This window comes from Pseudomonas iranensis (genome assembly GCF_014268585.2).
Taxonomy (GTDB): Bacteria; Pseudomonadota; Gammaproteobacteria; order Pseudomonadales; family Pseudomonadaceae; genus Aquipseudomonas; species Aquipseudomonas iranensis.
Window position 1 is genome coordinate 175,838 of sequence record NZ_CP077092.1, and the last position, 24,088, is coordinate 199,925.

Consider the following 24,088-nt stretch of genomic DNA (forward strand, 5'->3'; position numbering starts at 1 on the left):
AGCAAGCGCATGAGCAACTATGACGTAGTGATTCTGGGCGGTGGCCCCGGCGGTTATAACGCAGCGATCCGCGCGGGCCAGCTCGGGCTCAAGGCCGCCTGCGTCGAAGGACGTGCGACCCTCGGCGGCACCTGCCTGAACGTCGGTTGCATGCCGTCCAAAGCCTTGTTGCACGCCTCAGAGCTGTACGCCGCTGCGGTGGGCACGGAGTTCGCCAATCTCGGCATCGAGGTCAAACCGACGCTGAACCTTGCGCAGATGATGAAGCAGAAGGACGAAAGCGTCGCCGGCCTGACCAAGGGCATCGAATTTCTGTTTCGCAAGAACAAGGTCGACTGGATCAAGGGTTGGGGTCACATCGACGGCCCGGGCAAAGTCTCCGTGACCGACGATCAGGGCAACAAGAGCGAGCTCAGCGCCAAGGACATCATCATCGCCACCGGCTCCGAACCCACTCCCCTGCCCGGCGTCGAGATCGACAACCAGCGCATCCTCGATTCCACCGGCGCACTGTCGTTGAGTGAGGTGCCCAAACATCTGGTGGTCATTGGTGCCGGGGTGATCGGCCTGGAGCTGGGTTCGGTGTGGCGGCGACTCGGCGCGCAGGTCACCGTGGTCGAATACCTTGATCGCATCTGCCCCGGCGTCGATGGCGAGGCCGGCAAGACCTTGCAGCGCTCGCTGAGCAAACAAGGCATTGCCTTCAAATTGAGTTCCAAGGTCACCAACGCCACCAGCTCAGCTACAGGCGTGCAACTGAGCGTCGAGCCTGCCGCCGGTGGCACGGCTGAGCTGATCGAAGCCGATTATGTGCTGGTGGCCATCGGGCGCCGGCCATACACCCAGGGCTTGGGGCTGGAGAACGTCGGCCTGAGTACCGACAAACGCGGCATGCTCGCCAACAAGCAACATCGCACCGAAGCGGCTGGGGTCTGGGTCATCGGCGACGTCACGTCCGGCCCGATGCTCGCGCACAAGGCAGAAGATGAGGCCATGGCCTGCGTCGAGCAGATCCACGGCAAGGCCGGCGAGGTCAATTACGCGCTGATCCCCAACGTCATCTACACCCAACCTGAACTCGCCAGCGTCGGCCAGACCGAGGAACAGCTCAAGGCCGAGGGCCGCGCCTACAAGGTCGGCAAGTTTCCCTTCACTGCCAACAGCCGGGCGAAGATCAATCACGAAACCGAGGGCTTTGCCAAAGTCCTCGCCGACGAGCGCACGGACGAAGTGCTTGGCGTGCATCTGGTCGGGCCGAGCGTGAGCGAAATGATCGGTGAGTTTTGCGTGGCGATGGAATTCAGCGCGTCAGCCGAGGACATTGCCCTGACCTGCCATCCGCACCCGACGCGTTCGGAAGCGTTGCGTCAGGCAGCGATGAATGTCGAGGGGATGGCGACTCAGATGTAGGTTCCAAACCTTGCCGCCGTCTTCGCGAGCAGGCTCGCTCCCACTTTGGAATGCGTTCCCCATGTGGGAGCGAGCCTGCTCGCGAATGGCGCCACCCGGTCTACAGCGGCAGATGCCCCAACGGCAACGCCCCCGGCGCTTTCACTGTGTGAATGGCAAAGTTGCTGCGAATATCGCTCACACCCGGAAGCTTGAGCAGATGGCCGCTGACAAAGCGGTCATAAGCGCGCAAGTCAGGCACCACTACCTGCAACAAAAAGTCCGATTCGCCGGACACCAGAAACGCTGAGACCACCTCAGGCAGCGCAGTAACAGCGGCATAAAAAGCCTCGGCGCGTTTTTCGTTGTGCCGCTCAACCTTGACCCCGACAAACACCGTCAGCCCCAGCCCGACTTCATCTCGATCCAGATTGGCCTGGTAGCCTCGGATCACCCCCGCCTCTTCCAGCATGCGCACCCGGCGCAGACACGGCGAAGCCGACAGGCCGATTTCTTCCGCGAGCTCGACATTGCTCAAGCGCCCGTTGCGTTGCAGCGCGGCGAGAATCTTGCGGTCATAGGCGTCGAGTTTCATCTTTGGCAGATCCCGATAGTCTGACGGTTGAAAACCAGCAGGTTATGCCAAAGCTGTGGACAATTGAAGCCGACTACGCAAGCACCTGCCCTGCCCTCTCGCTCTAGACTGGCCCGAGCAAATCAACAACGAAAGGGGGTGTGATGTGGCAAGTCTGTGGCTGTTCGTTCTGACGCTGGCTGTGGTTCTGCTACTGCCGGGACCGGATATGATCCTGCTGTTGCAAACCGGTGCGCGGCAAGGTCGAGCTGCGGCGCTGGCCACCGCGCTGGGCCTGGCCATCGCCCGCGCCTGCCACGTGGCACTGGCGGCATTGGGGCTAGCGGCGCTGTTCAAAACGGCGCCGTGGACGTTTGACGTCGTGCGCATCGCCGGCGCGGCCTATCTGATGTGGATCGGCATCCAGTGTTTTCGCAGCTCGCTGGTGCCGAGCCTGCAAGCCCAAGAGCAGGCACCTGCCCACCGCCAGTGGCGCGGTGCGATCCGTCGCGGTTTGCTGACCAACCTGCTTAATCCCAAGGCGTTGCTGTTCTGCTCGGTACTGTTGCCACAGTTTATCGTCAGCGGCGGCGCGCCGGTGCTGACACAGTTCGCCATGCTCGGCCTGGTGCTGGTCAGCGTCGGCCTGCTGTTCGACAGTGTTGTCGCCATGACCGGCGCGGCACTGGGCCGTTGGCTGCAACACAGTCCAACCGCCCAGCGCGCTCAGCAATGGCTGTTCGGCAGTCTGTTGATTGGCTTCGCCGTACGCCTGAGCTTCATTCAACAGGCCTAGCCTTTGCGCACCTTGCGCTGACGACGGGTGATCAGCAGTAGCGCAGCAACAGCGACCAGGATGACCGCGACGATCTGCACCGGCCACTTGTACGGCCGCAGTGTTTCACGCACGGCATCGGTCACCTGGGTGACGTAGCGCTTGTCGGCATTTTCGAAGTCCGGATACGGGCATTGATTGCCGAAGTCTTGCGCCCACGGCACATAAGGGCCTTCCTTGACGTAGCGCTGATACAGCGCACTCTGGTCTTCAAGGCTGCTGTTCCAGCCGGCGGCATTGCACAACACCGCAGCAAACGCCTGACTGGTGTGCGGCAAATTATCGGCGGCGCGACTGGCCAGTGCCGTGGCGACAAAACGATAGTGATAACGCAGATCCGGTTGCGCGGCGCTGGCCTGCTGGCGCTGCACTTCCGCCGCTGAAATCAGCGGGCCGACATCCAGCTTCGTGCTCTCCAGCGTGTAATTGCCGCCGAAGGTGGCGTAATCAGGCGCCATCTCATAACCGAGGATGTCCATGCCCCACTCCCGGGCCGTCCACGCGGCGTTGTACAACGCACTGGCGCGTTTGCTCGGCCACCACGCCGACTCGGCCTTGAGCCGTTGCTCGCCATAGAGCCGGGCCTTGTGTTGCAGATCATCACTGGCGAAATAACCGACCGCTTCCTCGTAACGGCCCCCACGCAGCAAGCGCCGACCGAGCAGATTGCGCAGATTGGCGGCCACCGACAGCGGCACATAGTTGTCGCGCTCCTGCTGCGTCAATGGCGGCGGCGCCGGCACATTCTCATCGACGTACTGCTTGAGCTCATCGACTGTCAGCACCCGCTCGGCAAGGGTGGCGGCATCGAACCAGTAAAGGCTGTTGCTGCGATACAGCTGCACGAACGCTTGCAGGTATTCGCCGCGTTGCAGCGCCAGGATCGCGCTTTCGCCGTCGACCCGGCATTTTGGCTGCACCGTTTCAAACGCCCAGTCCGGCGTGCGGCGATAGCCCCAGTCTTCATTCTGCGGAAAGGCTTGGGCGGCTTTGGCGTAGGCGGCGGCAGCGGCAGTCGTGTCGCCGTCACGCACTGCCAGTTTTGCGCGCAGCCACCAGGCCAGTCCGCCTTCCCCGGCGTTTACCAGAAAGGCCTTGGCAGACGCGTAGTCGCCCTGTTGATAACTCATCGCCGCCAGTCGATCGGCATTGTCGAGGCTGCCACGGGTGCTGTTTTGCAAGAGTGTGACGAGTTTCTTTTCATTCGGCGGCTGCTCACCGAAAGACCAGCCCTGACGGCTGACCAGCGATGCCGTGACCAGTTGCTGCACCGCTGGCTGCTGCAGCAGTTTGGCCAGCTGAGGTTCCGGCAATTCGGCCAGCTCGTTCATCAGTTGCTTGAGCGAGGTGTAACCGACGGCCGAACCGTGCAGGTTCTGTGCTTCGTACAGTTCGATGGCGCCGCTCCAGTCGCCCGCGCTGCGCAACGCCCGCGCCTCTTCACCGAGGCTGGCAACGCCCAGTTCCAGCGGATCGCTGAAGCCGTCGATGCTCAGTTGCCGGGCCTGGCGGAAGGCATCGCGCGCTTCTTCCAGCGCTTCGATGCGATCGTGCGCCTCGTTGCTCATGGCGAAGGCGATGCGCCCGAGGGAATACGCCGCCCACGTGCTGCGCAACGGGCGCTGGTCTGCCGGCAGCGCCAGCACCTTGTTGAAATACTCCGTGGCCAATTGATGATCGCCGGTGGCAAAGGCCACCGCGCCGGCGACGTACAAACGGATTTCCACCGGCAGACCGGCGCCCTGTTCCTCGGCCTGATGGGCATCGCTGAGCCCGCGCAGGCGCTTGACCACAGCGTATTGCTCGGCGCTCAGGCCCACCTGCTCAGCCTGTTCGCGCGCCAGCTCAGCCGCGTTGTCTTCGGCATAGTCGTTGGGGTTATGGGTCGCCGCTGTGACATTTTTCAGCCCGGCAATGGTTTTACCCAGGCGACTGATTTCGAAGCTGAAACTGCCTTCGGGCAGATCGGCCAAGGTCTGCGCGCGGTTGTCGAGCAGGCGCATCGGGAAGTCCGGGCCGCAGGCCAGCGCCGACCCCAGCGGCAGGCTGAGGCTCAGGCAAAGCAGATGGCGGGGCCAGTTACGGGTCAACATGCGAACCTCCTTGATCAATATGTGCACAACGCGCCCAACCGACAGCGCGCTGTCCGCCCGCCGGCAAGCGGCCGTCACGCAGGCGGGTGAAGGTAAGCAGATTGGCACTTTGTTGCAACGAGTAACCGGCGAGCGCATCGGCACCTGCACAATCCTGCGTCTTTAGGGTGATTTGCGCGGGCCACGGGCTGTCGAGATTGCCGCGGTTATCGAGCTGGATGTCATAGAGACCGCCCTGCTCCTTGAATGACAGGCGCAACTGACCGTTCAACACATCGCCGCGAGCCACGGCGCGCAAAGTAGTCAGGCTCCAGGCGCGACGATCGTTGGCCAGCGGCAGGCGGAACCAGATCAAACCGGTCAGATGCTCAGGCGGATCCTCCCGCAAGGTCTTGGCCAATTGGCTGAGTTGCTGCGGATCGGCGAGCAACTCCCGGCGCTGCCCGCCGCGCTCCAGTTGCACTTCGCTTTCCACTACCGGCGCGCCACCGTCATCGCTCAACAGCGCAACGCCGTAGGCCGGCAGCGCCAGATAGAACGGTTTGTCGCTGATACGTGCCCAGGCCTTGGCCCATTTCAACGCCTGCTCGGGATCGAACAGACCCAGCCGCGGATCGCTCACGGCGTGGACTTGCAGCACGCTGCTGTCGACGCTTCGCAACAGCGCCGGCAACTGCGCGCTATCGAGCCAGGCCGGTAGCGCGGTGATGCTCAAAGGCAACGATGGCGGCAAGACCGCACGCAAGTGTTTGAGGAATTCAGCGTACACGGGCAGCCGTGCATTGCCGGCATCGTGGTCGATTTCGATACCGTTCAGCGTGAGACCTTGCGCTTGCCAATCGGCAATGACCTGCAGAATCTGCTCGGTGACCTGCTGCTGGTCCAGCGACTGCAACTGGCCATCGAGGCGAATCACTGCGATCAGAGCGCGACCATCAGCTTTCAACAACGCCGGATCAACCCGTGCCCTGCGCCACCGCTCGCCGGGAAAGGCCTGCAATGCCAGTACGCGCAGGGTGGAGAAATCATGGCGACTGTCGCGCAATGCCGGTTCATGCGCAGGTGTCCATTGGCGTTGCCAGACGTAGAGTTGCTGGTCGAGGGCCGGCGCGACGTGTTGCTCGCAACCTGCCAGCAAGACGCTAAGGATCAGACCCGCAATAGACCGCATACCTTGAAAATCCCTGAAGCCACAGGGCTGCAAGGTTACACAAAACACGGAATGAGCGAGCCTGCTCCCTCACGCCGTGATGAGTCGATCAGAACGCCGCCTCAGAAGACGTCTTAGGCGTTCGAGACGTACCAAGACGTTGTACGAGCGCAGTACCGCGATTGCGCATAGGCATTTCGATGAAGCGGTAATTCAATTCGCTGAGCAGCGCAATCAATCCGAACGCCAGCAGCAAGGCGACGAGTGGATGATCTGCAGGACTCGGCAGGCCCGCTTCCTGCAAACGGAAAGTAACTTCACGTACCAGGAAATACACGGGAATATGAATCAGGTAGATGCCGTACGACCGACTGCCCACCCATCCCATCAATTGCTGCAAGCGCCCGGCCGATAACAGGTAATCCTGATTGTAAGAGGCGACCCACACCAGCAAGGCACTCAATGAAGCGATAGCGCCAACGCGAAAGTGACTCGCGGAAAATCCATCGGTGGCCAGGTAACTCATCAGCGTTGCGACGACAATCAGCGCTGAGATTCCGGCCCCGTTGCGACTCAGAAACAGTGGCTGCCAACGCCGGTAACTCGGTTGAGCGCTCCACATTGCCAACAGTACGCCAAGGGCCAGCGCGTCGGTTCGAACGACCATCAGCAGCGGCGTTCGCACCGCCAGCAGCTGCACTGCGACCAGCGCCAGCAGCACCCAGACCAAATGTCTTCGGCACAGCAGAATCAGCAACGGAAACAACAGATAAAACTGTTCCTCCAGGGCCAGACTCCAGTAGACGAAACTGCTGCCATATTCGTAGCGGAAGAACGCATCGGCAAAGCGGAAATTGGCGTACTGCAACACTCCTGCGAGCGTCGCCTGCAGATTGGCCTGCAGCGTGCCGAACGCCCCGGAGCGATTGAAAAACATGCACATCAGCAGCACCAGGGCCAGCCACAGCCAGGCCGAAGGCAGCAGGCGAAAAGCGCGGCGTAGCCAGAAATTGCGCGTTTGTTCCCAGTATTGCTGACGGGTGCTGCAATTACGCAGCGCAGGAATCAGGCTGCGGGCAATTACGAAGCCGGAAATGGCGAAAAACAGGTCAACGCCCCACCAGGGTTGTGCCCAAGCATGAATGGCATCGAGCAATGGCACCGGATCGCGGAACAGATTGCCCGCCAGGTGATGGAACAGCACTCCGAGCACGGCAATGGCACGCAGCACTTCGATGTCCATGATGCGTTTACTGCTCATCCGGCATCTCCGCATCCAGCGGTTTACGCGCAATGATCACCTGACTTTTGGGCATGAACTGGTCAAGCACCTGTTTGATCGCAAGTCCGTCGGGCCGGTCGAGCATCTCTTCCCAGGTTCTCGCCCACCCACCCATCAGATGAGGAAAAGGCGCGTGGATCCGATCACGCACCGCACCGCCCGGATCCTTGCCGGCCGCTTTTTCGCTGGCCCAGAAAAAGATCATCCCCATCACCCAGAAAAACCCCGTCGCCTGCCGATGCTCAATGATCAGTCCGGCGTCTTCGACCAGTGCGGCAAAGCGCTCTGGAGTGAAGATCTGCACGTGGTTGGGCGACTGGTAATAACTCTGCGGAGCGATACCTTTTTGCAAGTGCTCGCCAACCGGGGCGGGGACACTGAGCAGGTACAACGCACCGGGACGCCCCATACGCGCCAGTTCGGCCATGAACGCCTCGGGTTCGTCGACGTGCTCCAGCACCTCCATGCACACGACACGGCTGGCGCAGCCGTCGGCCAACGGTAACGGCAAGGTGTTGCTGACCAGTCCCAGATTCGGCCGGGTGCTGCGGTCTTCGACCTGCCGTGCCAGCTCGCGCACTTTGTCGTGTTCACTGTCGGTGAAAATCACCGATGCGCCCTGGCGTACGGCAAACAATGTTGCGGCGCCCTCGCCGCAACCGACGTCGAGCAAGGTGTCGTCAGGCGTAATGGAAAAGCCCTTGAGCAATTCGCCGCTGTCATTGAGAAACCAGCCGTCCAGCACGGCATCACGTAAACCGACATCGCGGGGCGACCAGACAAATAAAGGCTCGGGTTCAGCGTCTGGTGTCGACTCAGTCACCGGTTCCGCTATCGGTTCAGCCACTGGTGGCGGTTGCGAAGATTGCGCTTGGGCAAACAATCGATGAAGCAATCTGCGAATCATGCGCCGATAACCTCCGTCGCCATTTCGGCGCGGACTTGCAGCAGGCTCGCCAGAAACGCCCGTAATCGCTGCTCGGCCACCGCTTGACTGCAAAACGCCTCGAGACTCACGACAGCCTGTGCCGACATGGTGGCGTAACGCTGGAGATCGTTTTGCGCGACGTCGTAACTGGCAGTGTAAGCGGCACAGATCGAAGCCCAGCTCGTTGCGTAGCGCAAGGTTCGATAGGCCGAACGCGGGTCGTGAGGCCAGGCCGTGAATTGCTCGGTTGCCTCGATCAGAAAAGCGTTATCGGCATTCATATAGTCGATCATTGCCGTGGTGCACGGTGCCACCGCCGGCTTGCCGCACGACATGAATTCCATCAGCGGCAGGCACTGGCCTTCGCCGTAGGATGTATTGACGACGTAGCGTGTCGCCTGCACCAGACGCTCGTAATCCGCATCTGCCAGATAGCCGTAGATAAGCACGATGCGGCAGCGATAAGGCTGGTTCTTGTAAAGGTGATGGAGGATGTCGGTGAGGGCTTCTTCGGCATCGTGATGGGTGAGTTTCAGCACCAGGGTTGCATCAGCGTTTTCCCGCATAGCGGCACAGAAGGCACTGATCATGTCCTCCCAGTTCTTGCGCCCGTCCCGGGGGTTGAACACCGAGGTGTACACCACACCTGCAAGCACCAACTCTTGCTCGGTGACCGGCGCGAGGAAATCGATTCCACACCCACGGCGCAACGGCACAGGAGCGAAAGCATCCAAGGCGATCTCGCGACTGTCGACCACCAGGCCTTTGATTTTCAGCCGTACTGAATCGACGTCCGGCTGCCCCTGCAATTGAACGCCGCGCGCTGCGAACCGATCCCAAACCGGCGCGGGGACGGCGACTATCGGGTACTCGACAGACATCGCTTTGCGCACGGCATCGACCGTATAACTGGAGTGCGTGATCGCGGCACCGCAGGCGGCAAGTACTGTGCGCCAGTCGTTCAGCGGATCGCCAGCGAATGGCTCATCGGGAATCGTACTGAACTCCCAGGCAAAGACCGGCAAGGTCGGACACGCCAGATGCACCGGGGTGCGATGCGGTGGCGAGAACGACAGAAATACGCAAGGCTCGCCACGTGACTGGCACTCTGCATACAACGCATCGACTTCGCTGTTCGGGTCCATGACCTCGATCACCCGACCCAGACGTTCGAGCACTGGCCGATACTCCTTGAGCACGAAGTAATAGCTGTACTCCGAGCGCCCCAGATTGCGGCTGATGGTGTGCTGGTTGGTTTCCGAATGGATGATGATCAGCATGGGGCGTTATCCGTGACCTGGGCAACGTGACCGGACTGTAGTTCGAGCCTGAAAAAATCCTCGACGCGCTTTTGCAGAACCGCGATCGCGCTGAAATGCTCCATGCGCTGCGCGGCAGCCAACGACATTCGCTGATAAGCCTGAGGCTGTGTCGTGGCCATCCGGTAACTGTCTTCGTAGGCTTTTTTCAAGGAGCCCCAGTCTGGCCGGTGACGATGCGCACGAAACAGCATGCGCGGGTCGTGGGGCCACGTGCACGCCTCAACGCTGGATTCGACTACGAACGCCACGGACTCATCGATATAGTCCTGCATCGCCGTGTGGTCGGGAGCGATCACCGGCTTGCCGCAGGCCATGAATTCCATCAGCGGAAGGCACAGACCTTCACAATGCGAAGCATTGACGTAAAAACTCGCCGACTGGTAAAGCCGCGCATATTGCGCATCGTCCATGTAACCGTGAATCATCACGACCCGGCAGGAAAAAGGCGCCAGTTGCGCAAGTGGCGTCATCAAGTGTGCATAGACGGCCGCCAGGTCGCTCTGGGTAAATTTCATTACCAGTGTGGCGTCGGACGTGTCACGAAAAGCTGCGCAGAAAGCGGTGAGGATCTGCAGCCAATTCTTACGCCCGTCCTCCGGGCGAAACACCGATACGTAGACGACACCGTTGACCTCGGCTTGAACCTGCAATGAGGTGTCCGGCATATCTCGCGGTGGCGGTTGCACTGCCACTGGCAAAGGTTGAGGACCGGCGATGCCGGGCAGATGCCTGGCAAGCCAGTCATGCCAGGAATGCCGGAGCAAATCGCGGATCCCCTCCCAGTACCAATTCTGCAAAAACCACACCCGCGGCACCGGGGGTGTCTGATCATGCCCGGCATTGAGCAGCCACAGGCGCAGGTAATGTTTTGCGATGACGAAGCGTCGTTTCCACGTCAGCGGTGGTGGTCGCGAGGCCTCCAGCTGAGCTTCAATTTCCGCCAGCTCTTCGGCGGTGAGCGGCTTGGGCAGCAGATTATCCGGATGCAGATTCATCTGGCGGGAATCGAAAATGCACCCCTTGAGTGTCAACGTCGTACCTGTGTTGACCGGTGTGCTGAGGTGCTGCTTACCGATGGACGCAAGCTCCTCTCCGAGTGGGGCGGGCAATACCAGCACAGGGAAATCCTCTCCCATCGAGCGACGAATCGCTCTGGCGGTATGGCTGGACAGCGTGATCACGCGGCCATGCCTTGCCAACATGCGCGTCCAGTCATGACCCGGGTCATCGCTCCACTGTTCATCGGGAATCGAATCGTACTCCCAGGTCACGACGCAAATGGTCGGGCACTGGAGGTCAATCGCGGTTTTTTGTGGTCGGGTGAATGAGAGGAAAACACTCTCTTGGCCGACGGCGCGTAACTGCCGAAAAAGCGGGTCAACCTCTGCGACAGTACTCACCACATGAACTAGCCCGACAGTTTCGAGCAATGAACGGTAAGCCTTCAATACGAAGTAATAACTGGCGTCGGGATGGCCGAGACTTTCCCTGATGGAGTGTTCGTTGATGTCCGAATAAAGAATGAAATTCATGGCATTCCACAATGAAACCGCCTTCCCGGCAGCTTCACCCTAGTGACGGCCAAGCGTAGAACCTGATCGATCTCGGTTCTTCGTCTCAAGTCTCGTCTTGTTCTTGTTTTAGTGGTCGGTCTCACCTTTTCGCACAACGAGCCGGAACATCCCTGGCAAGCGTGATGAGGGCCATTCTAAACACATCCATCGCGAGTCCGGGAACCGCCGGGCGAGAATAAATCGGACTATGCTGACGAGAACTGATCAGTCACGGTTTGCCCGGTTGAAATTGCCGAGCAATTGGCACAGATTGGCAACCAAACAACTACAACAACGGCTTCGCCTGCTGTTTCACCGGATGTTTCCTCCGGTCTGACAGGGCTTTCCTCAAAGCGTGCAAGGAAAGCGGCGCGAGTCATGACCAAGGGGTCGCTGTTTGAAAAAACGTCTGTTCGTCACGGGCCTCAGCGGCTTCGTGGGACAACACATTCAGTCTCGTCTGGCGTCGCCGGGCTCGTCGTGGGAGCTGCTGCCTGCCGCATCGGCCTACGACCTTACGAACGCCGACAGCCTCATCGACCTTTGGCCTGAGTTGCCGGATGCAGTCATTCATCTGGCCGGCCAGACCTTCGTGCCGGAAGCCTTTCGTGACCCGGCCCGCACCTTCGATATCAATCTTTTCGGCACCCTCAACCTGCTGCAGGCGCTCAAGGCGCGCGGCTTTTCCGGCACTTTCCTGTACGTCAGCTCCGGCGACGTTTACGGGCAAGTCGCCGAAGAGCATCTGCCAATCACCGAGCAACAACCGCCGCTGCCGCGCAATCCGTACGCGGTGAGCAAACTTTCAGCGGAGTTCCTCAGTTTGCAATGGGGCCTGAGTGAAGGCTGGGCAGTGCTGGTGGCGCGTCCGTTCAACCATATCGGCACCGCGCAGAAAGACAGCTTCGTCATCGCCAGCGCAGCCCGGCAGATCTGCCGTATCAGACAGGGTCTGCAAGCGCCGCAATTGCAAGTCGGCGATATCGACGTTACGCGGGATTTTCTTGATGTCAGCGACGTGATCGCAGCGTATTTCGCCCTGCTGGAAAACGGCACACCCGGGCAGGTCTACAACATCTGCTCGGGCCGCGAGCAAAGCATTCGCAGCCTGATCGAGCAATTGGCCGATCTGGCCGAAGTCGACGTAGAACTGGTGGCGGATCCGGCGCGCATGCGGCGCGCCGACCAGCGCCGTGTCTGCGGCAGTCACGCAAAACTGGCCAGCGCCACAGGATGGGCGCCAGCCACCACCACACAACAATCCCTGCGGGCGATCCTGTCCGACTGGGAGATGCGAGTACGACAACAATGACAAAAAGTGCACTGATTACCGGGATCACGGGCCAGGACGGCGCCTATCTGGCCAAACTGCTGCTGGACAAGGGTTACAAGGTTCACGGCCTCGTCGCCCGGCGCAGCAGCGATTCACGCTGGCGCCTGCGCGAGACGGGTATCGAAGCCGATATCGTCTACCTCGACGGCGACATGGCGGACGCCTGTTCGGTGCAGCGTGCGGTAATCAAGTCGGCACCGGACGAGGTCTACAACCTCGCCGCACAGAGTTTTGTCGCCGCCTCGTGGGATCAACCGGTGACCACCGGCATCGTCGATGGGCTGGGCGTGACACACCTGCTCGAAGCGATCCGCCAGTTCAGCCCGCACACACGGTTTTATCAGGCCTCGACCAGCGAAATGTTCGGCCTGATCCAGGCTGAGCAACAGGACGAGAACACCCCGTTTTACCCCCGCAGCCCTTACGGCGTGGCCAAGCTCTACGGCCACTGGATTACCGTCAACTACCGCGAAAGCTTCAACCTGCACGCCAGCAGCGGCATCCTCTTCAACCATGAATCACCGCTGCGCGGCATCGAATTCGTTACCCGTAAGGTCACTGACGCCGCCGCGCGCATCAAGCAGGGCAAACAGCAGGACCTGGCGCTGGGCAACATCGACGCGAAACGCGATTGGGGCTTTGCCGGCGATTACGTCGAAGCCATGTGGCTGATGCTGCAGCAGGACAAACCCGACGACTTCGTGGTCGCCACGGGCATCACCACCACCGTGCGCGAAATGTGCCGCATTGCCTTCGATCACGTCGGCCTTAACTACCGCGATTACGTGAAGATCGACCCGGCGTTCTTCCGCCCGGCCGAAGTCGAAGTGCTGCTCGGCAACCCGGCCAAGGCCCAGCGTGTGCTGGGCTGGAAACCGAAAACCGACCTGGATACCTTGATCCGCATGATGATGGATGCGGACATGAAACGCGTCGCCAAGGAGTAGGCCATGCTGATTCCGGTGATTCTGTCCGGCGGTGCCGGCACCCGTTTGTGGCCGGTGTCCCGCGAGGGCCACCCCAAGCCGTTCATGACCCTGCCCGACGGCCAGTCGCTGCTGGGCAAGACCTACCAGCGTGCGGCGGCGTTGCTGGACGGCTGGGGCGACATCGTCACGGTGACCAACCGCGAGTATTACTTCCAGAGCAAGGATCACTACTGCGCGGCGCATGTGTCGCGCCATCGCGGGCACTTTCTGCTGGAGCCAAGCGGGCGCAACACCGCACCGGCGATCGCAGCGGCAGCACTGTCATTGCAGGCGCTGCATGGTGACGATGCAATCATGGTGGTGATGCCGGCCGATCACTTGATCGTCAATCAGGACGCCTTGAAGAGTGCGGTCGAGCACGCAGTGAATCTGGCGAAGGACGGTTATCTGGTGACCTTTGGCGTGGTTCCGACCGCCCCGGAAACCGGCTTCGGCTATATCGAGACCGGGGCGCCGCTGGACGCCAAGGGTGCGGCCAAGGTGCAGCGTTTCGTCGAGAAACCCGACCTGCAGACCGCCACGCATTACCTGGAGAGCGGCAACTTCCTGTGGAATTCGGGGATGTTCTGCTTCACCACCGCGACGCTCATTGCCGAACTGCAACTGCACGCACCCGAGTTGCTGGAACAGACCCGCGCCTGCATGGCCGTCAGCGCACCGGTGGAAACGGTTGGCTGCCTGCAACAGGAGCTGTCGCCAACGCTGTTTGCCGAAATCACCGACATCTCCATCGATTACGCGCTGATGGAGCGCTCGGAAAAAGTCGTGGTAGTGCCTGCCGGTTTCGACTGGAGCGACATCGGTTCGTGGAGCGCGGTCGCCGCGCTGACTCCCGCCGATGCCAACAACAACCGCGCCAGCGGCGAAGCGATCTTCATCGACAGCCACAACAACTTCGTGCAGAGCGAAGGCCGGCTGGTGGCGACCGTCGGTGTGGATAACCTGATCATCGTCGATACCGCCGACGCGGTGCTGGTGGCCCATGCCGACCGTGCGCAGGATGTACGCCGCGTGGCGAAGCAACTCAAGGACAAGTCCCACGAAGCCTATCGCCTGCATCGTACGGTCAGTCGGCCATGGGGCACTTACACCGTGCTTGAGGAAGGCCCGCGCTTCAAGATCAAGCGCATCGTGGTCAAACCCGGCGGCAAGCTGTCGCTGCAAATGCACCATCACCGCAACGAACACTGGGTGGTGGTCGAAGGCATGGCCAAGGTCACCAACAACGGTTCCGGCACGACTCTGGTCGCCAAGAACGAATCGACGTTCATTGCTGCCGGCCACAAGCATCGCCTGGAGAACCCCGGGGTGATCGATCTGGTGATCATTGAAGTGCAAAGCGGCGAATATCTGGGCGAGGACGATATCGTTCGCTTCGAAGATCAATATGGCAGGACGGTCTGAATGCTGCTTTCCCTGTACCGCTCGCTGCATGGCTACCGTGGCTTCATCCTCGGTAGCGTGCAGCGCGAGTTTCAAGCGCGTTATCGCAATTCGCTGTTCGGTGCCCTATGGCCGATCTTCAATCCGCTGTCGATGATCATCGTTTACACCGTGATCTTCTCCCACATCATGCGTGCCCGTTTGCCCGGTGTGGATGACGGCATGGCCTACAGCATTTATCTGTGCGCTGGTCTGTTGGCCTGGGGACTGTTTTCCGAAATTACACTGCGCAGTCAGAACATGTTTCTGGAAAACGCCAATCTGTTGAAGAAAATCAGCTTCCCGAGGATCTGCCTGCCGGTGATCGTCCTGATCAACGCCGGGATCAATTTCGCCATCATCATCAGTCTGTTTCTCGGTTTTCTGCTGATCACCGGGCGCTGGCCGGGAATGGCTTTGCTGGCGCTGATTCCGCTGATTGCTCTGCAAATGATGTTCTGCGCCGGGCTGGGCATGGTCCTTGGCGTATTGAACGTATTCTTTCGCGATGTCGGCCAGCTGTTCGGCATCTGCCTGCAGTTCTGGTTCTGGCTGACACCGATCGTCTACCCGATCACCATTTTGCCGGAGTGGCTGCAAAGTCTGCTGCGATTCAACCCTCTGACAAACCTGATTGCCAGCTATCAGAATGTCTTCCTTTACGGCCAGTGGCCAGCCTGGAGTTCACTATTGCCGGCATTCATGATCGGCGCGGTCTTCTGCGCAATCGGACTGCGCCTGTTCCGCCAGCGAGTCGGTGAAATGGTGGATGAACTCTGATGGGACATATCCGTGTTACCGGGCTGGGCAAAGCCTACAAACAATACCCCAGTCGCTGGAGTCGTCTGGCCGAATGGCTGATTCCCTTTTCCCGATTGCGGCACAACCGGCACTGGGTATTGAAGGACCTGACCTTCGAAATACCTGCGGGCCAGGCCGTGGGCATCGTCGGAGTCAATGGCGCAGGCAAGAGTACGCTGCTGAAGATGATTACCGGCACGTCCCGACAAACCTGCGGCACCATTGAGTTGACCGGCCGGGTCGCCGCATTGCTGGAACTGGGGATGGGCTTTCATCCTGACTTTACCGGCAGGCAAAACGCCGTGATGGCCGGGCAATTGCTCGGCATGCAACTTGAAGAAATCAACGCCTTGATGTCGCAAATCGAGAGCTTCGCGGAAATCGGCGAGGCGATCGATCAGCCGGTGCGTACATATTCCAGTGGAATGCAGATGCGTCTGGCGTTCAGCGTCGCCACCGCTCGCCGCCCCGATATTCTGATCGTCGACGAAGCGTTGTCTGTCGGGGATGCGTATTTCCAGCACAAGAGCTTTGAGCGCATCCGCAGCTTTCGCGAGGCTGGCACAACCTTGCTGATCGTGTCCCACGACCGCTCGGCGATTCAGTCGATCTGCGATACCGCGATCTTGCTTGATGGTGGCCGTCTGGCCATGCACGACAGGCCTGAAGCCGTAATGGATTATTACAACGCTTTGCTCGCCGAGCGCGAGGGCCAGACAGTGCGCCAGGAAATGCTCAGTGGCGGCCACGTGCAGACCGTGTCGGGTACCGGTGAAGCCGGCATTGTGCGGGTGCGCCTGCTCGACGAATCCGAGCGCTTGATCGAGGCCGCCGAAGTCGGCCAGCCAGTGGTCCTGGCAGTGGACGTCGAGGTACGTCAGGACATCGAGAGGCTGGTGCTCGGTTTCATGATCAAGGATCGTCTCGGCCAGCCCATGTATGGGATCAATACCCATCGCCAGAACCAAGCGCTGGAAAATCTGCGCGCCGGTGAGCGCATCAACTATCGCTTCGCGTTTGTGATGGGCCTTGGAAAAGGCAACTATTCCGTAGCGCTGAGCCTGTCGAGGCTGGACTCGCATCTGGATCGAAACTTCGAATGGCGAGACTTCGGTCTGGTGTTTCATGTCATCAACAATCGACGCGAAGATTTCGTCGGCTGCTCATGGCTGAATGCGCAGACCACAATCAGCCGTCATACCGAAGTCAGCCACGTCGAGCACACACCATGACCCGGCTGCTGGTTGAATGCACTCACGTATTCAAACACCCCAAGGTCAATTCGGGGATCCAGCGCGTGGTGCGCAACGTCATCAAGCAGCTGCCCGCCAGCGCTGAAGGCGTCGAGTGCATGCCAGTGGTGGTGATCAATGGCCAGCTCTATCGCGTGTTGCAACTGGCGCCACTCGATACACCATTCTGGAACAGCCTCGAAACCTTCGGTGAACGCCTGGAGCGCCTCGCCCACCGCTTCGGGCAATGGCATCAGCGCCGCGATGCGCTATGCACTTCGAAACTGGCACGGCGGCTCCTTTATGTCAGCTATCGGTTGACCCAGTTTGCCGTGCTCGGCCTGCCGATTCGGCTGGTCAGACGGATCAATCGCAGGCAGCTGCTTAAACGTTGCTCGCCGCTTCAACACCACCCGGGCGATCAACTGGTGCTGCTGGATTCATCCTGGCACTCGGACTTTTTCGCCCATGTCGAGCAGCTCAAACGCGACGGCGTCGGCATGATCGCGGTGATCTACGACCTGATTCCGCTGACGCATCCGCAGTTTTACGACACGCGTCTAGTCGAGGTTTTCAACGAATGGTTTGACTGGATCACCCGCACAGCTGACGGCTACATGGCAATTTCCGCCACGGTGCTTGATCAGGTGCGTGGTGAATTGCAACGCAGAATCGGTGCCGAGCAGTCTGAAAAGCGCTGGTTCGATTACTTTTATCTGGGGTCCGAGCTCGACCTGCATCACGGCGCGGCAACGATCGAACCACGCCTCAAGGATCTGTTCGCTGCATCCGGCCCGGTATTTCTGATGGTCAGCACCATCGAGCCGCGCAAGAACCATGGGTACCTGCTCGACGCCTTCGAACGCGCCTGGGCTGCCGGCTCGACGGCAAGCTTGTGCATCGCCGGGCGTATCGGCTGGAAATGCGACGCGCTGCTCGAGCGAATCCGCAATCATCCGGAACTGAATCGGCGCCTGTTCATGTTCAATGACCTGAGCGACACCAGCCTGGAATACGCATACACGCAGGCCAGCGCGCTGGTCTTCCCCTCGTTCGTTGAAGGCTTCGGCCTGCCGCTGGTGGAAGCCATGCAGCGCGGTTTGCCAGCGATGGGCAGCGACATCGCGGTATTCCGCGAAATCGGTGGCGAGTTCATGGCGTATTTCGATCTGCTGGATCCACAAAGCCTTGCCGATCTGATCGAAACCTATCAACGCAGCGGACAGTTCCCTGCTGCCCGCGACGTCGCTGACTGGCGCTGGATCGGCTGGCGCGAGGCCAGTGAGCAGTTGGCGACACGCAGCCTTGCCCATGTTCAGCAGGCCCCGCGCGTGCAAGCGAGGCCGCATGCGCATTGCTCTTAACGCCCGCATCCTGCAAGCACCGCGCACCGGCATTGGCCACTACGTCGCCGAACTGGTCAACGCCTTGCGCAGCGAACCCGATGTGGACGTAAGCCTGTTTCACGGATGGGGCTGGAGTTCGGCCCTGCCGGCCGCAGCCATGCCCGGCTACTCGCGCATGACGCCATTGCTGCGGCAAATTCCCGGGGCCTATCAGGCACGCCGCTGGCTGGAGCAGAAACGTTTTGATCAGGGGCGTGCACAAGGGCTCGATCTTTATCACGAGCCGAGCCTGTGGCCCCTGGCCTTCGACGGCCCGACCGTGATCACCCTGCATGATCTGACGCACCTGCATTTTCCAGAAACCCAGCCACCAGCACGTTTGAGGGAAATCGAACGTCGTCTGGCCGCGGGCGTGGAGCAGGCGCGGGTCATTCTGACCGATTCGCAGGCGATCGCTGACGAGGCGCAGGCCTACTTCAATCTCCCTGCACAGCGATTCGTGGTGGCGCCGTTGGGTGTGGCCAAACGCTTCCGTCCTCGGCCACTTGAGGAAATCGACAGTGTGCTCAAGGCTCACGCTGTCCAGGCACGGGAATATTTCCTCTGTGTCGGCACCCTCGAGCCACGCAAGAACCTGAGCCTGGCGTTGCAGGCCCACGCCCTGCTGCCAGACGCTGTGCGCCAGCGCTTTCCCTTGTTGATTGCGGGCATGGCCGGTTGGCAGCGCGAGCAGTTCAACGAGCCACTGCGCCAGGCATTGGCCAGCGGCCACGTGTGCCTGCTCGGCTATCTGCCCGATGAGCAATTGGCGCAACTGTTGGCCGGCGCCCGGGCGCTGATATTTCCATCATTGTATGAAGGCTTTGGCTTGCCGGTGCTGGAAGCCATGGCCAGTGGCACGCCGGTGGTGACCACCCGTTCTTCGGCGATGCCGGAAGTGGCCGGTGCGGCTGGCAACTATATTGAAGCGGACGATGCCGAGGGCCTGCGCGATGCAATGAGCCGTCTGCTTGACGACTCGCAGCATTGGCAGGCCTGCCGCGAAGCAGGATTGCAGCAGGCGCGGCTTTTTTCCTGGCAACGTTGTGCACAAGCTACGGCCGGTGCCTATCGCCAGGCCATGGGAGGTTGAATGCGCGTTCTTCATTTCTTCAAGACGTACCTGCCCGATTCGGTCGGCGGCATCGAACAAGTCATCTTTCAGTTGTGCGAAAGCGGCGCCCAGCATGGCATTGATGGGCAAGTGCTGACCCTCAGCACCGATCCGACACCGCCTGTGGTGCAACTGGGCCAGCACGAAGTACATCGGGCGAAGCTGGATATTCAGTTCGCCTCGACCGGTTTTTCCTGGAGCGTGTTCAAGCAGTTCCGTGAGCTGGCCGCCGAAGCCGACGTGATCAACTATCACTTCCCGTGGCCATTCATGGACCTGGTGCATTTCGCCAGCGCCGTGAACAAGCCGAGCGTGGTCACCTATCATTCGGACATCATTCGCCAGAAGCATCTGCTCAAGCTCTATCGGCCACTGATGAATCGCTTCCTCGCCAGCGCCGACCGCATCGTTGCTGCATCGCCGAACTATCTGCACACCAGCGATGTGCTGCAGCAGTTTCAGGACAAGACCCGCGTTATCCCCTACGGCCTGAATAAAGCAGGTTATCCACAGCCTGATACCGAACGCATGAACCGCTGGCGCCAAGAGCTTGGGGATAAGTTCTTTCTGTTCGTCGGGGTGATGCGTTATTACAAGGGGCTGCACATCCTGCTCGATGCGCTCAAAGACATCGATTATCCGGTGGTGATTGTCGGTGCCGGTCCGCTGGAGCAGGAACTGCATGCACAGGCCGCCGCGCTGGGCCTGCGCAATATTCACTTTCTCGGCCGACTGAGTGACGAGGACAAAGTGGCGTTGCTGCAATTGAGTTACGCGATCGTATTTCCTTCGCACCTGCGCTCCGAGGCTTTCGGGATTTCGCTGCTCGAAGGCGCGATGTACGGCAAACCGATGATCTCCAGCGAAATCGGCACCGGCACCAGTTTCATCAATATCCACAACGAAACCGGACTGGTGGTGCCACCGAGCAATCCACAGGCCTTTCGTGAAGCCATGCGTACGCTTTGGGAAAACCCTGAGCGTGCTGCCGAGATGGGGGTCAAAGCGGAAGCGCGCTATCGGCAGTTGTTCACCGCCGATGAGATGGGTCGCAAGTGGACAGAGCTGTATCAGGAACTGCTGGCTGAAAAGGCTCTGTCCTACGCTTGAGTGGAGATCACGCGGTTTTCTGCAACCCTGCCACCGTACGCGGCATCGCGACAAAACCCGGCAACGCTTCGATCCGTGCCAGCCAGGCGCGAACATTGGCGTAGTCATCCAGCGAGACATTGCCCTCCGGCGCGTGAGCAACGTAGCTGTAGGCAGACACGTCAGCGATGGTCGGCTCTTCGCCCGCCAGATACGCTGTTTTGCCCAACTCCAGCTCCATGACCTTGAGCAGGTTGTGCGCACGGCCAATGACTTCCTCGGCATTCAGTTGCGCACCAAACACCGTGATCAGGCGTGCCGCCGCCGGGCCAAAGGCAATCGATCCCGCCGCTGCCGACAGCCAGCGCTGCACATGCGCTGCGCCCACCGGGTCGGCCGGCAGCCAGCGTCCGTTGCCATATTTCTGCGCCAGATAAACCAGAATCGCATTGGAATCGGCCAGCACCACGCCGTTGTCATCAATCGCCGGCACTTGGCCGAAGCTGTTGATCGCCAGGTACTGCGGCTGCTTGTGCTCACCCTTGGCCAGATCGACGAAGATCAGCTCGGTCGGCAGTTGCAGCAGCGACAGCATCAACTCGACGCGGTGGGCGTGGCCGGAACGTGGGAAGTTGTAGAGTTTGATCGCTTGCATGGTCGACTCCGCTGGAAAGTGACGTCGCTACGGGAATGAGCGCGCCGATGGAGTCATCATCCATGGGTTGCCGGAACAACAGAATAACCAGCCGCTGCAATCGATTATTTCATCTCGTGCAATAACGCCGCTGCGCTCAAGGCCGGATGCTCGCGCAGCGCCTTCACGGCGAAGTCGACAAAACTGCGGATCCGCGCCGGTGCCTTGCGCCCGCCTTGATACACCACATGGATCGGCAACGGCGGCAATTCAAACTCGGCGAGGACGATTTCCAACTCCCCCGCCGCGACTTTGTCCGCCACTTGATAGGACAGCACTCGCGTCAGGCCCAGGCCTTTGCGCGCAGCGGTGATCGCCGACTGATTGGCCGTGACGGTCAGGCGCGGTTCGGTGCGCACACTGAGTGCTTCACCGCCGTCGAGAAACGGCCAGTTGCGTTGCTGACCGATCGCCGACGTCGCCACCACCGGCAGCCCGGCCAAGGCCTGCGGATGGTCCGGGCGGCCATGTTCAGCCAGAAAGCCCGGCGAAGCGCAGATTACCCGCCGCACTTCCCCGACGCGAATCGCATGCTGATTGCTGTCCGGCAGCTCACCGATGCGCACCGCGACATCAATGCCCTCCTCGACCATGTTGACGACCCGGTCCAGCAACAGCGCGTTGATCGACACATCCGGATAACGACAAAGGTAATCGGCCATCACTGGCGTCACGAACAGATCGCCGAACAGCACCGGCGCAGTAATCGTCAACTGCCCGCGCGGCAAGGCATGGCTGCCTGCCGCCGAATCCTCGGCTTCCTGCACTTCGGCAAGAATCCGCCGGCAGTCATCGCAGTAACGTTGCCCGGCTTCAGTCAGATGCACTGTGCGCGTGGTACGCACCAGCAACTGCGTACCGATATGCTGCTCCAGCGCCGCCACCGCCCGGGTGACACTCGCCGCCGACAGACCCAGACGCCGCGAAGCCGCCGAAAAGCCTTGCTCCTGGGCGACAACAACGAAGATCTGCATTTCCTGAAAGCGGTCCATCGAATTCCTCCGGGCGGATACGACAATCGCAGCCGAGGCTGCGATTGTGGGAGAGCTTAGATCAACGGTGGATAACTTATTCCACGGTGACCGATTTCGCCAGGTTGCGCGGTTGATCGACGTCGGTGCCCTTGAGCACGGCGACGTAGTACGACAACAGTTGCAACGGGATCGTATAAAGGATCGGCGAGAGAATGTCGTGGATGTGCGGCATTTGCACCACGTGGGTACCTTCTCCGTTGGTCATCGCAGCCTTCTCATCCGCGAACACGATCAACTCGCCGCCGCGAGCGCGGACTTCCTGCAGGTTGGATTTGAGCTTTTCCAGCAGTTCGTTGTTCGGCGCGACAGTGACCACCGGCATGTCGTTATCCACAAGTGCCAGCGGGCCGTGCTTGAGCTCGCCGGCCGGGTAGGCCTCGGCGTGGATGTAGGAGATTTCCTTGAGTTTCAAGGCACCTTCCATCGCGACCGGGAATTGCGCACCACGGCCGAGAAACAGGGTGTGGTTTTTCTCGGCGAACAGCTCGGCGATTTTTTCCACGGTGCTGTCCATCGCCAGCGCTTCGCCGAGACGGGTCGGCAGGCGACGCAGTTCTTCGACGAGTGTGGCTTCGACGCCGTTGGCCAGAGTGCCGCGCACCTGACCCAGCGACAGGGTCAGCAGCAACAGGCCGACCAGTTGTGTGGTAAAGGCTTTGGTCGAGGCCACACCGATTTCGCGGCCGGCCTGGGTCAACAGGGTCAGATCGGATTCGCGCACCAGCGAGCTGATGCCGACGTTGCAGATCGCCAGGCTGGCGAGGAAGCCCAGCTCCTTGGCATTGCGCAGCGCCGCGAGGGTGTCAGCGGTTTCACCGGACTGCGAGATGGTCACGAACAGCGTGTCAGGCTGCACCACCACTTTGCGATAACGGAATTCGCTGGCGACTTCGACCTGGCACGGAATACCGGCCAGTTCTTCGAGCCAGTAACGCGCGACCATGCCGGCGTGATAACTGGTGCCGCAGGCGACGATCTGCACATTGCGCACTTTGGCAAACAGCTCGGCAGCTTGTGGACCGAAGGCCTCAACCAGCACTTGATTGTTGCCCAGACGACCTTCGAGGGTGCGCTGGACCACCGCCGGTTGCTCGTGGATTTCCTTGAGCATGTAGTGGCGGAACTCGCCCTTGTCGGCGGCTTCGGCACCGTCGGTGTACTGCACGGTCTGGCGCTCGACAGCGTTGCCGTTTACGTCCCAGATCTGCACGCTGTCGCGACGGATTTCAGCGATATCGCCTTCTTCCAAATACATGAAGCGGTCAGTGACCTGACGCAGAGCCAACTGGTCGGAAGCGAGGAAGTTCTCGCCCAGGCCCAGGCCGATCACCAATGGACTGCCACTGCGCGCGGCAACCAGACGATCCGGTTGCTGTGCGTTGATCACTGCCAGACCGTAGGCGCCATGCAGCTCCTTGACGGTCGCTTTGAGCGCGGCAGTCAGGTCCGGTTGTTCCTTGAGCTTGTGGGTCAGCAGGTGCGCGATGACTTCGGTGTCGGTGTCCGAGCTGAACGCATAGCCCAGCGCTTTCAGCTGTTCGCGCAGGGCTTCGTGGTTCTCGATGATGCCGTTGTGCACCACCGCAATGTCACCGGAAAAATGCGGGTGGGCATTGCGCTCGCACGGCGCGCCATGGGTAGCCCAACGGGTGTGGGCGATACCGAGGCGCCCGGCCAGCGGGTGTTCGGCCAGCGCGGTTTCCAGTTCGCTGACCTTGCCCGGACGGCGCATGCGTTCCAGGGTCTGGTCATTGGTATAAACCGCCACACCGGCGCTGTCATAGCCGCGGTATTCGAGGCGCTTCAGGCCTTCGAGAAGGATGGCGGTGATGTTACGTTCAGCTACAGCGCCGACAATGCCACACATGG

At 60.5% G+C, this 24,088-nt stretch carries 20 protein-coding genes; 10 read left to right on the forward strand and 10 right to left on the reverse strand.

All coding sequences use genetic code 11. The annotated features are described in order from the left end of the window. The first annotated feature begins 9 nt into the window (after positions 1-9). Positions 10-1,410, forward strand: a complete 1,401-nt coding sequence (gene lpdA, locus HU724_RS00805; protein ID WP_186568736.1) for a dihydrolipoyl dehydrogenase — start codon at positions 10-12, stop codon at positions 1,408-1,410. 100 nt (positions 1,411-1,510) lie between these two features. Here the strand turns inward: lpdA and HU724_RS00810 are convergent, their stop codons facing one another. Further along, positions 1,511-1,984, reverse strand: coding sequence for an Lrp/AsnC family transcriptional regulator (locus HU724_RS00810; protein WP_186568734.1), 474 nt, complete (start codon positions 1,982-1,984; stop codon positions 1,511-1,513). A 145-nt stretch (positions 1,985-2,129) separates the two neighbouring features. On the opposite strand from HU724_RS00810, the gene HU724_RS00815 reads away from it, so the two are divergent. Continuing rightward, positions 2,130-2,759: a LysE family translocator gene (locus HU724_RS00815; RefSeq protein WP_186568733.1), complete on the forward strand. Its 630-nt coding sequence runs from the start codon at positions 2,130-2,132 to the stop codon at positions 2,757-2,759. Here HU724_RS00815 and HU724_RS00820 read toward each other — a convergent pair. The 6 genes from HU724_RS00820 to HU724_RS00845 form a co-directional block, all read right to left on the reverse strand. Beyond that, positions 2,756-4,891 (reverse strand): hypothetical protein, encoded by a 2,136-nt coding sequence (locus HU724_RS00820; protein ID WP_186568731.1) that lies wholly within the window; start codon positions 4,889-4,891, stop codon positions 2,756-2,758. The two genes, HU724_RS00815 and HU724_RS00820, sit on opposite strands and share 4 nt — an antisense overlap. Then, positions 4,878-6,062, reverse strand: a complete 1,185-nt coding sequence (locus HU724_RS00825) for a DUF3142 domain-containing protein (protein WP_186568729.1) — start codon at positions 6,060-6,062, stop codon at positions 4,878-4,880. The genes HU724_RS00820 and HU724_RS00825 overlap by 14 nt, the downstream gene beginning before the upstream one ends. An 88-nt stretch (positions 6,063-6,150) precedes the next feature. Further along, a complete protein-coding gene (locus HU724_RS00830; protein WP_186568727.1) occupies positions 6,151-7,302 on the reverse strand; it encodes an acyltransferase family protein in 1,152 nt (383 codons plus the stop codon). Continuing rightward, positions 7,292-8,230: a class I SAM-dependent methyltransferase gene (locus HU724_RS00835; RefSeq protein WP_186568725.1), complete on the reverse strand. Its 939-nt coding sequence runs from the start codon at positions 8,228-8,230 to the stop codon at positions 7,292-7,294. Before HU724_RS00835 ends, HU724_RS00830 begins: the two co-directional genes overlap by 11 nt. Continuing rightward, a complete protein-coding gene (locus HU724_RS00840; RefSeq protein ID WP_186568723.1) occupies positions 8,227-9,531 on the reverse strand; it encodes a glycosyltransferase in 1,305 nt (434 codons plus the stop codon). Before HU724_RS00840 ends, HU724_RS00835 begins: the two co-directional genes overlap by 4 nt. Further along, positions 9,525-11,105 (reverse strand): glycosyltransferase family 4 protein, encoded by a 1,581-nt coding sequence (locus HU724_RS00845; protein WP_186568721.1) that lies wholly within the window; start codon positions 11,103-11,105, stop codon positions 9,525-9,527. The genes HU724_RS00840 and HU724_RS00845 overlap by 7 nt, the downstream gene beginning before the upstream one ends. A gap of 418 nt (positions 11,106-11,523) precedes the next feature. Here HU724_RS00845 and HU724_RS00850 point away from each other — a divergent pair, with 418 nt between their 5' ends. From HU724_RS00850 to HU724_RS00885, 8 genes are read left to right on the forward strand one after another with little or no spacing between them, the layout of a single operon-like run. Beyond that, on the forward strand, positions 11,524-12,438 hold the full coding sequence (locus HU724_RS00850; RefSeq protein WP_186568719.1) for a GDP-mannose 4,6-dehydratase: 915 nt from the start codon (positions 11,524-11,526) through the stop codon (positions 12,436-12,438). Then, a complete protein-coding gene (gene gmd, locus HU724_RS00855; protein ID WP_186568717.1) occupies positions 12,435-13,406 on the forward strand; it encodes a GDP-mannose 4,6-dehydratase in 972 nt (323 codons plus the stop codon). The genes HU724_RS00850 and gmd overlap by 4 nt, the downstream gene beginning before the upstream one ends. Positions 13,407-13,409: 3 nt before the next feature. Beyond that, positions 13,410-14,852 carry a mannose-1-phosphate guanylyltransferase/mannose-6-phosphate isomerase gene (locus HU724_RS00860; protein WP_186568715.1) on the forward strand — a complete coding sequence of 481 codons (1,443 nt, stop codon included), beginning with the start codon at positions 13,410-13,412 and terminating at the stop codon, positions 14,850-14,852. Continuing rightward, on the forward strand, positions 14,853-15,650 hold the full coding sequence (locus HU724_RS00865; RefSeq protein ID WP_186568713.1) for an ABC transporter permease: 798 nt from the start codon (positions 14,853-14,855) through the stop codon (positions 15,648-15,650). It abuts the gene before it with no gap. Further along, positions 15,650-16,903, forward strand: a complete 1,254-nt coding sequence (locus HU724_RS00870) for an ABC transporter ATP-binding protein (protein ID WP_186568711.1) — start codon at positions 15,650-15,652, stop codon at positions 16,901-16,903. Before HU724_RS00865 ends, HU724_RS00870 begins: the two co-directional genes overlap by 1 nt. Beyond that, the gene (locus HU724_RS00875; protein ID WP_186568709.1) at positions 16,900-18,267 is read left to right on the forward strand and encodes a glycosyltransferase family 4 protein; all 1,368 of its coding nucleotides are present in this window, start codon (positions 16,900-16,902) and stop codon (positions 18,265-18,267) included. The genes HU724_RS00870 and HU724_RS00875 overlap by 4 nt, the downstream gene beginning before the upstream one ends. Continuing rightward, positions 18,251-19,381, forward strand: coding sequence for a glycosyltransferase family 4 protein (locus tag HU724_RS00880; protein ID WP_186568707.1), 1,131 nt, complete (start codon positions 18,251-18,253; stop codon positions 19,379-19,381). The genes HU724_RS00875 and HU724_RS00880 overlap by 17 nt, the downstream gene beginning before the upstream one ends. Beyond that, positions 19,382-20,512, forward strand: a complete 1,131-nt coding sequence (locus HU724_RS00885) for a glycosyltransferase family 4 protein (protein WP_186568705.1) — start codon at positions 19,382-19,384, stop codon at positions 20,510-20,512. A gap of 7 nt (positions 20,513-20,519) precedes the next feature. On the opposite strand, the gene HU724_RS00890 is transcribed toward HU724_RS00885, so the two are convergent. From HU724_RS00890 to glmS, 3 genes are all read right to left on the reverse strand, one after another. After that, positions 20,520-21,146, reverse strand: a complete 627-nt coding sequence (locus tag HU724_RS00890) for a glutathione S-transferase family protein (protein ID WP_186568703.1) — start codon at positions 21,144-21,146, stop codon at positions 20,520-20,522. A 104-nt stretch (positions 21,147-21,250) separates the two neighbouring features. After that, positions 21,251-22,177 (reverse strand): LysR family transcriptional regulator, encoded by a 927-nt coding sequence (locus HU724_RS00895; protein WP_110644606.1) that lies wholly within the window; start codon positions 22,175-22,177, stop codon positions 21,251-21,253. Positions 22,178-22,253: 76 nt separating this feature from the next. After that, entirely contained in the window at positions 22,254-24,086 is a 1,833-nt protein-coding gene (glmS, locus tag HU724_RS00900; RefSeq protein ID WP_076564725.1) for a glutamine--fructose-6-phosphate transaminase (isomerizing), read from the reverse strand. Positions 24,087-24,088 lie beyond the last annotated feature (2 nt).

Bases quoted from the DNA above. Each gene is read 5' to 3' on its own strand.
- HU724_RS00880 (WP_186568707.1), top strand. From the start codon at position 18,251: ATGCGCATTGCTCTTAACGCCCGCATCCTGCAAGCACCGCGCACCGGC.
- HU724_RS00865 (WP_186568713.1), top strand. From the start codon at position 14,853: ATGCTGCTTTCCCTGTACCGCTCGCTGCATGGCTACCGTGGCTTCATC.
- HU724_RS00875 (WP_186568709.1), top strand. From the start codon at position 16,900: ATGACCCGGCTGCTGGTTGAATGCACTCACGTATTCAAACACCCCAAG.
- HU724_RS00820 (WP_186568731.1), bottom strand. From the start codon at position 4,891: ATGTTGACCCGTAACTGGCCCCGCCATCTGCTTTGCCTGAGCCTCAGC.
- HU724_RS00840 (WP_186568723.1), bottom strand. From the start codon at position 9,531: ATGCTGATCATCATCCATTCGGAAACCAACCAGCACACCATCAGCCGC.
- HU724_RS00810 (WP_186568734.1), bottom strand. From the start codon at position 1,984: ATGAAACTCGACGCCTATGACCGCAAGATTCTCGCCGCGCTGCAACGC.
- HU724_RS00835 (WP_186568725.1), bottom strand. From the start codon at position 8,230: ATGATTCGCAGATTGCTTCATCGATTGTTTGCCCAAGCGCAATCTTCG.
- HU724_RS00825 (WP_186568729.1), bottom strand. From the start codon at position 6,062: ATGCGGTCTATTGCGGGTCTGATCCTTAGCGTCTTGCTGGCAGGTTGC.
- HU724_RS00830 (WP_186568727.1), bottom strand. From the start codon at position 7,302: ATGAGCAGTAAACGCATCATGGACATCGAAGTGCTGCGTGCCATTGCC.
- HU724_RS00845 (WP_186568721.1), bottom strand. From the start codon at position 11,105: ATGAATTTCATTCTTTATTCGGACATCAACGAACACTCCATCAGGGAA.
- HU724_RS00870 (WP_186568711.1), top strand. From the start codon at position 15,650: ATGGGACATATCCGTGTTACCGGGCTGGGCAAAGCCTACAAACAATAC.
- lpdA (WP_186568736.1), top strand. From the start codon at position 10: ATGAGCAACTATGACGTAGTGATTCTGGGCGGTGGCCCCGGCGGTTAT.
- glmS (WP_076564725.1), bottom strand. From the start codon at position 24,086: ATGTGTGGCATTGTCGGCGCTGTAGCTGAACGTAACATCACCGCCATC.
- HU724_RS00895 (WP_110644606.1), bottom strand. From the start codon at position 22,177: ATGGACCGCTTTCAGGAAATGCAGATCTTCGTTGTTGTCGCCCAGGAG.
- HU724_RS00890 (WP_186568703.1), bottom strand. From the start codon at position 21,146: ATGCAAGCGATCAAACTCTACAACTTCCCACGTTCCGGCCACGCCCAC.
- HU724_RS00885 (WP_186568705.1), top strand. From the start codon at position 19,382: ATGCGCGTTCTTCATTTCTTCAAGACGTACCTGCCCGATTCGGTCGGC.
- gmd (WP_186568717.1), top strand. From the start codon at position 12,435: ATGACAAAAAGTGCACTGATTACCGGGATCACGGGCCAGGACGGCGCC.
- HU724_RS00860 (WP_186568715.1), top strand. From the start codon at position 13,410: ATGCTGATTCCGGTGATTCTGTCCGGCGGTGCCGGCACCCGTTTGTGG.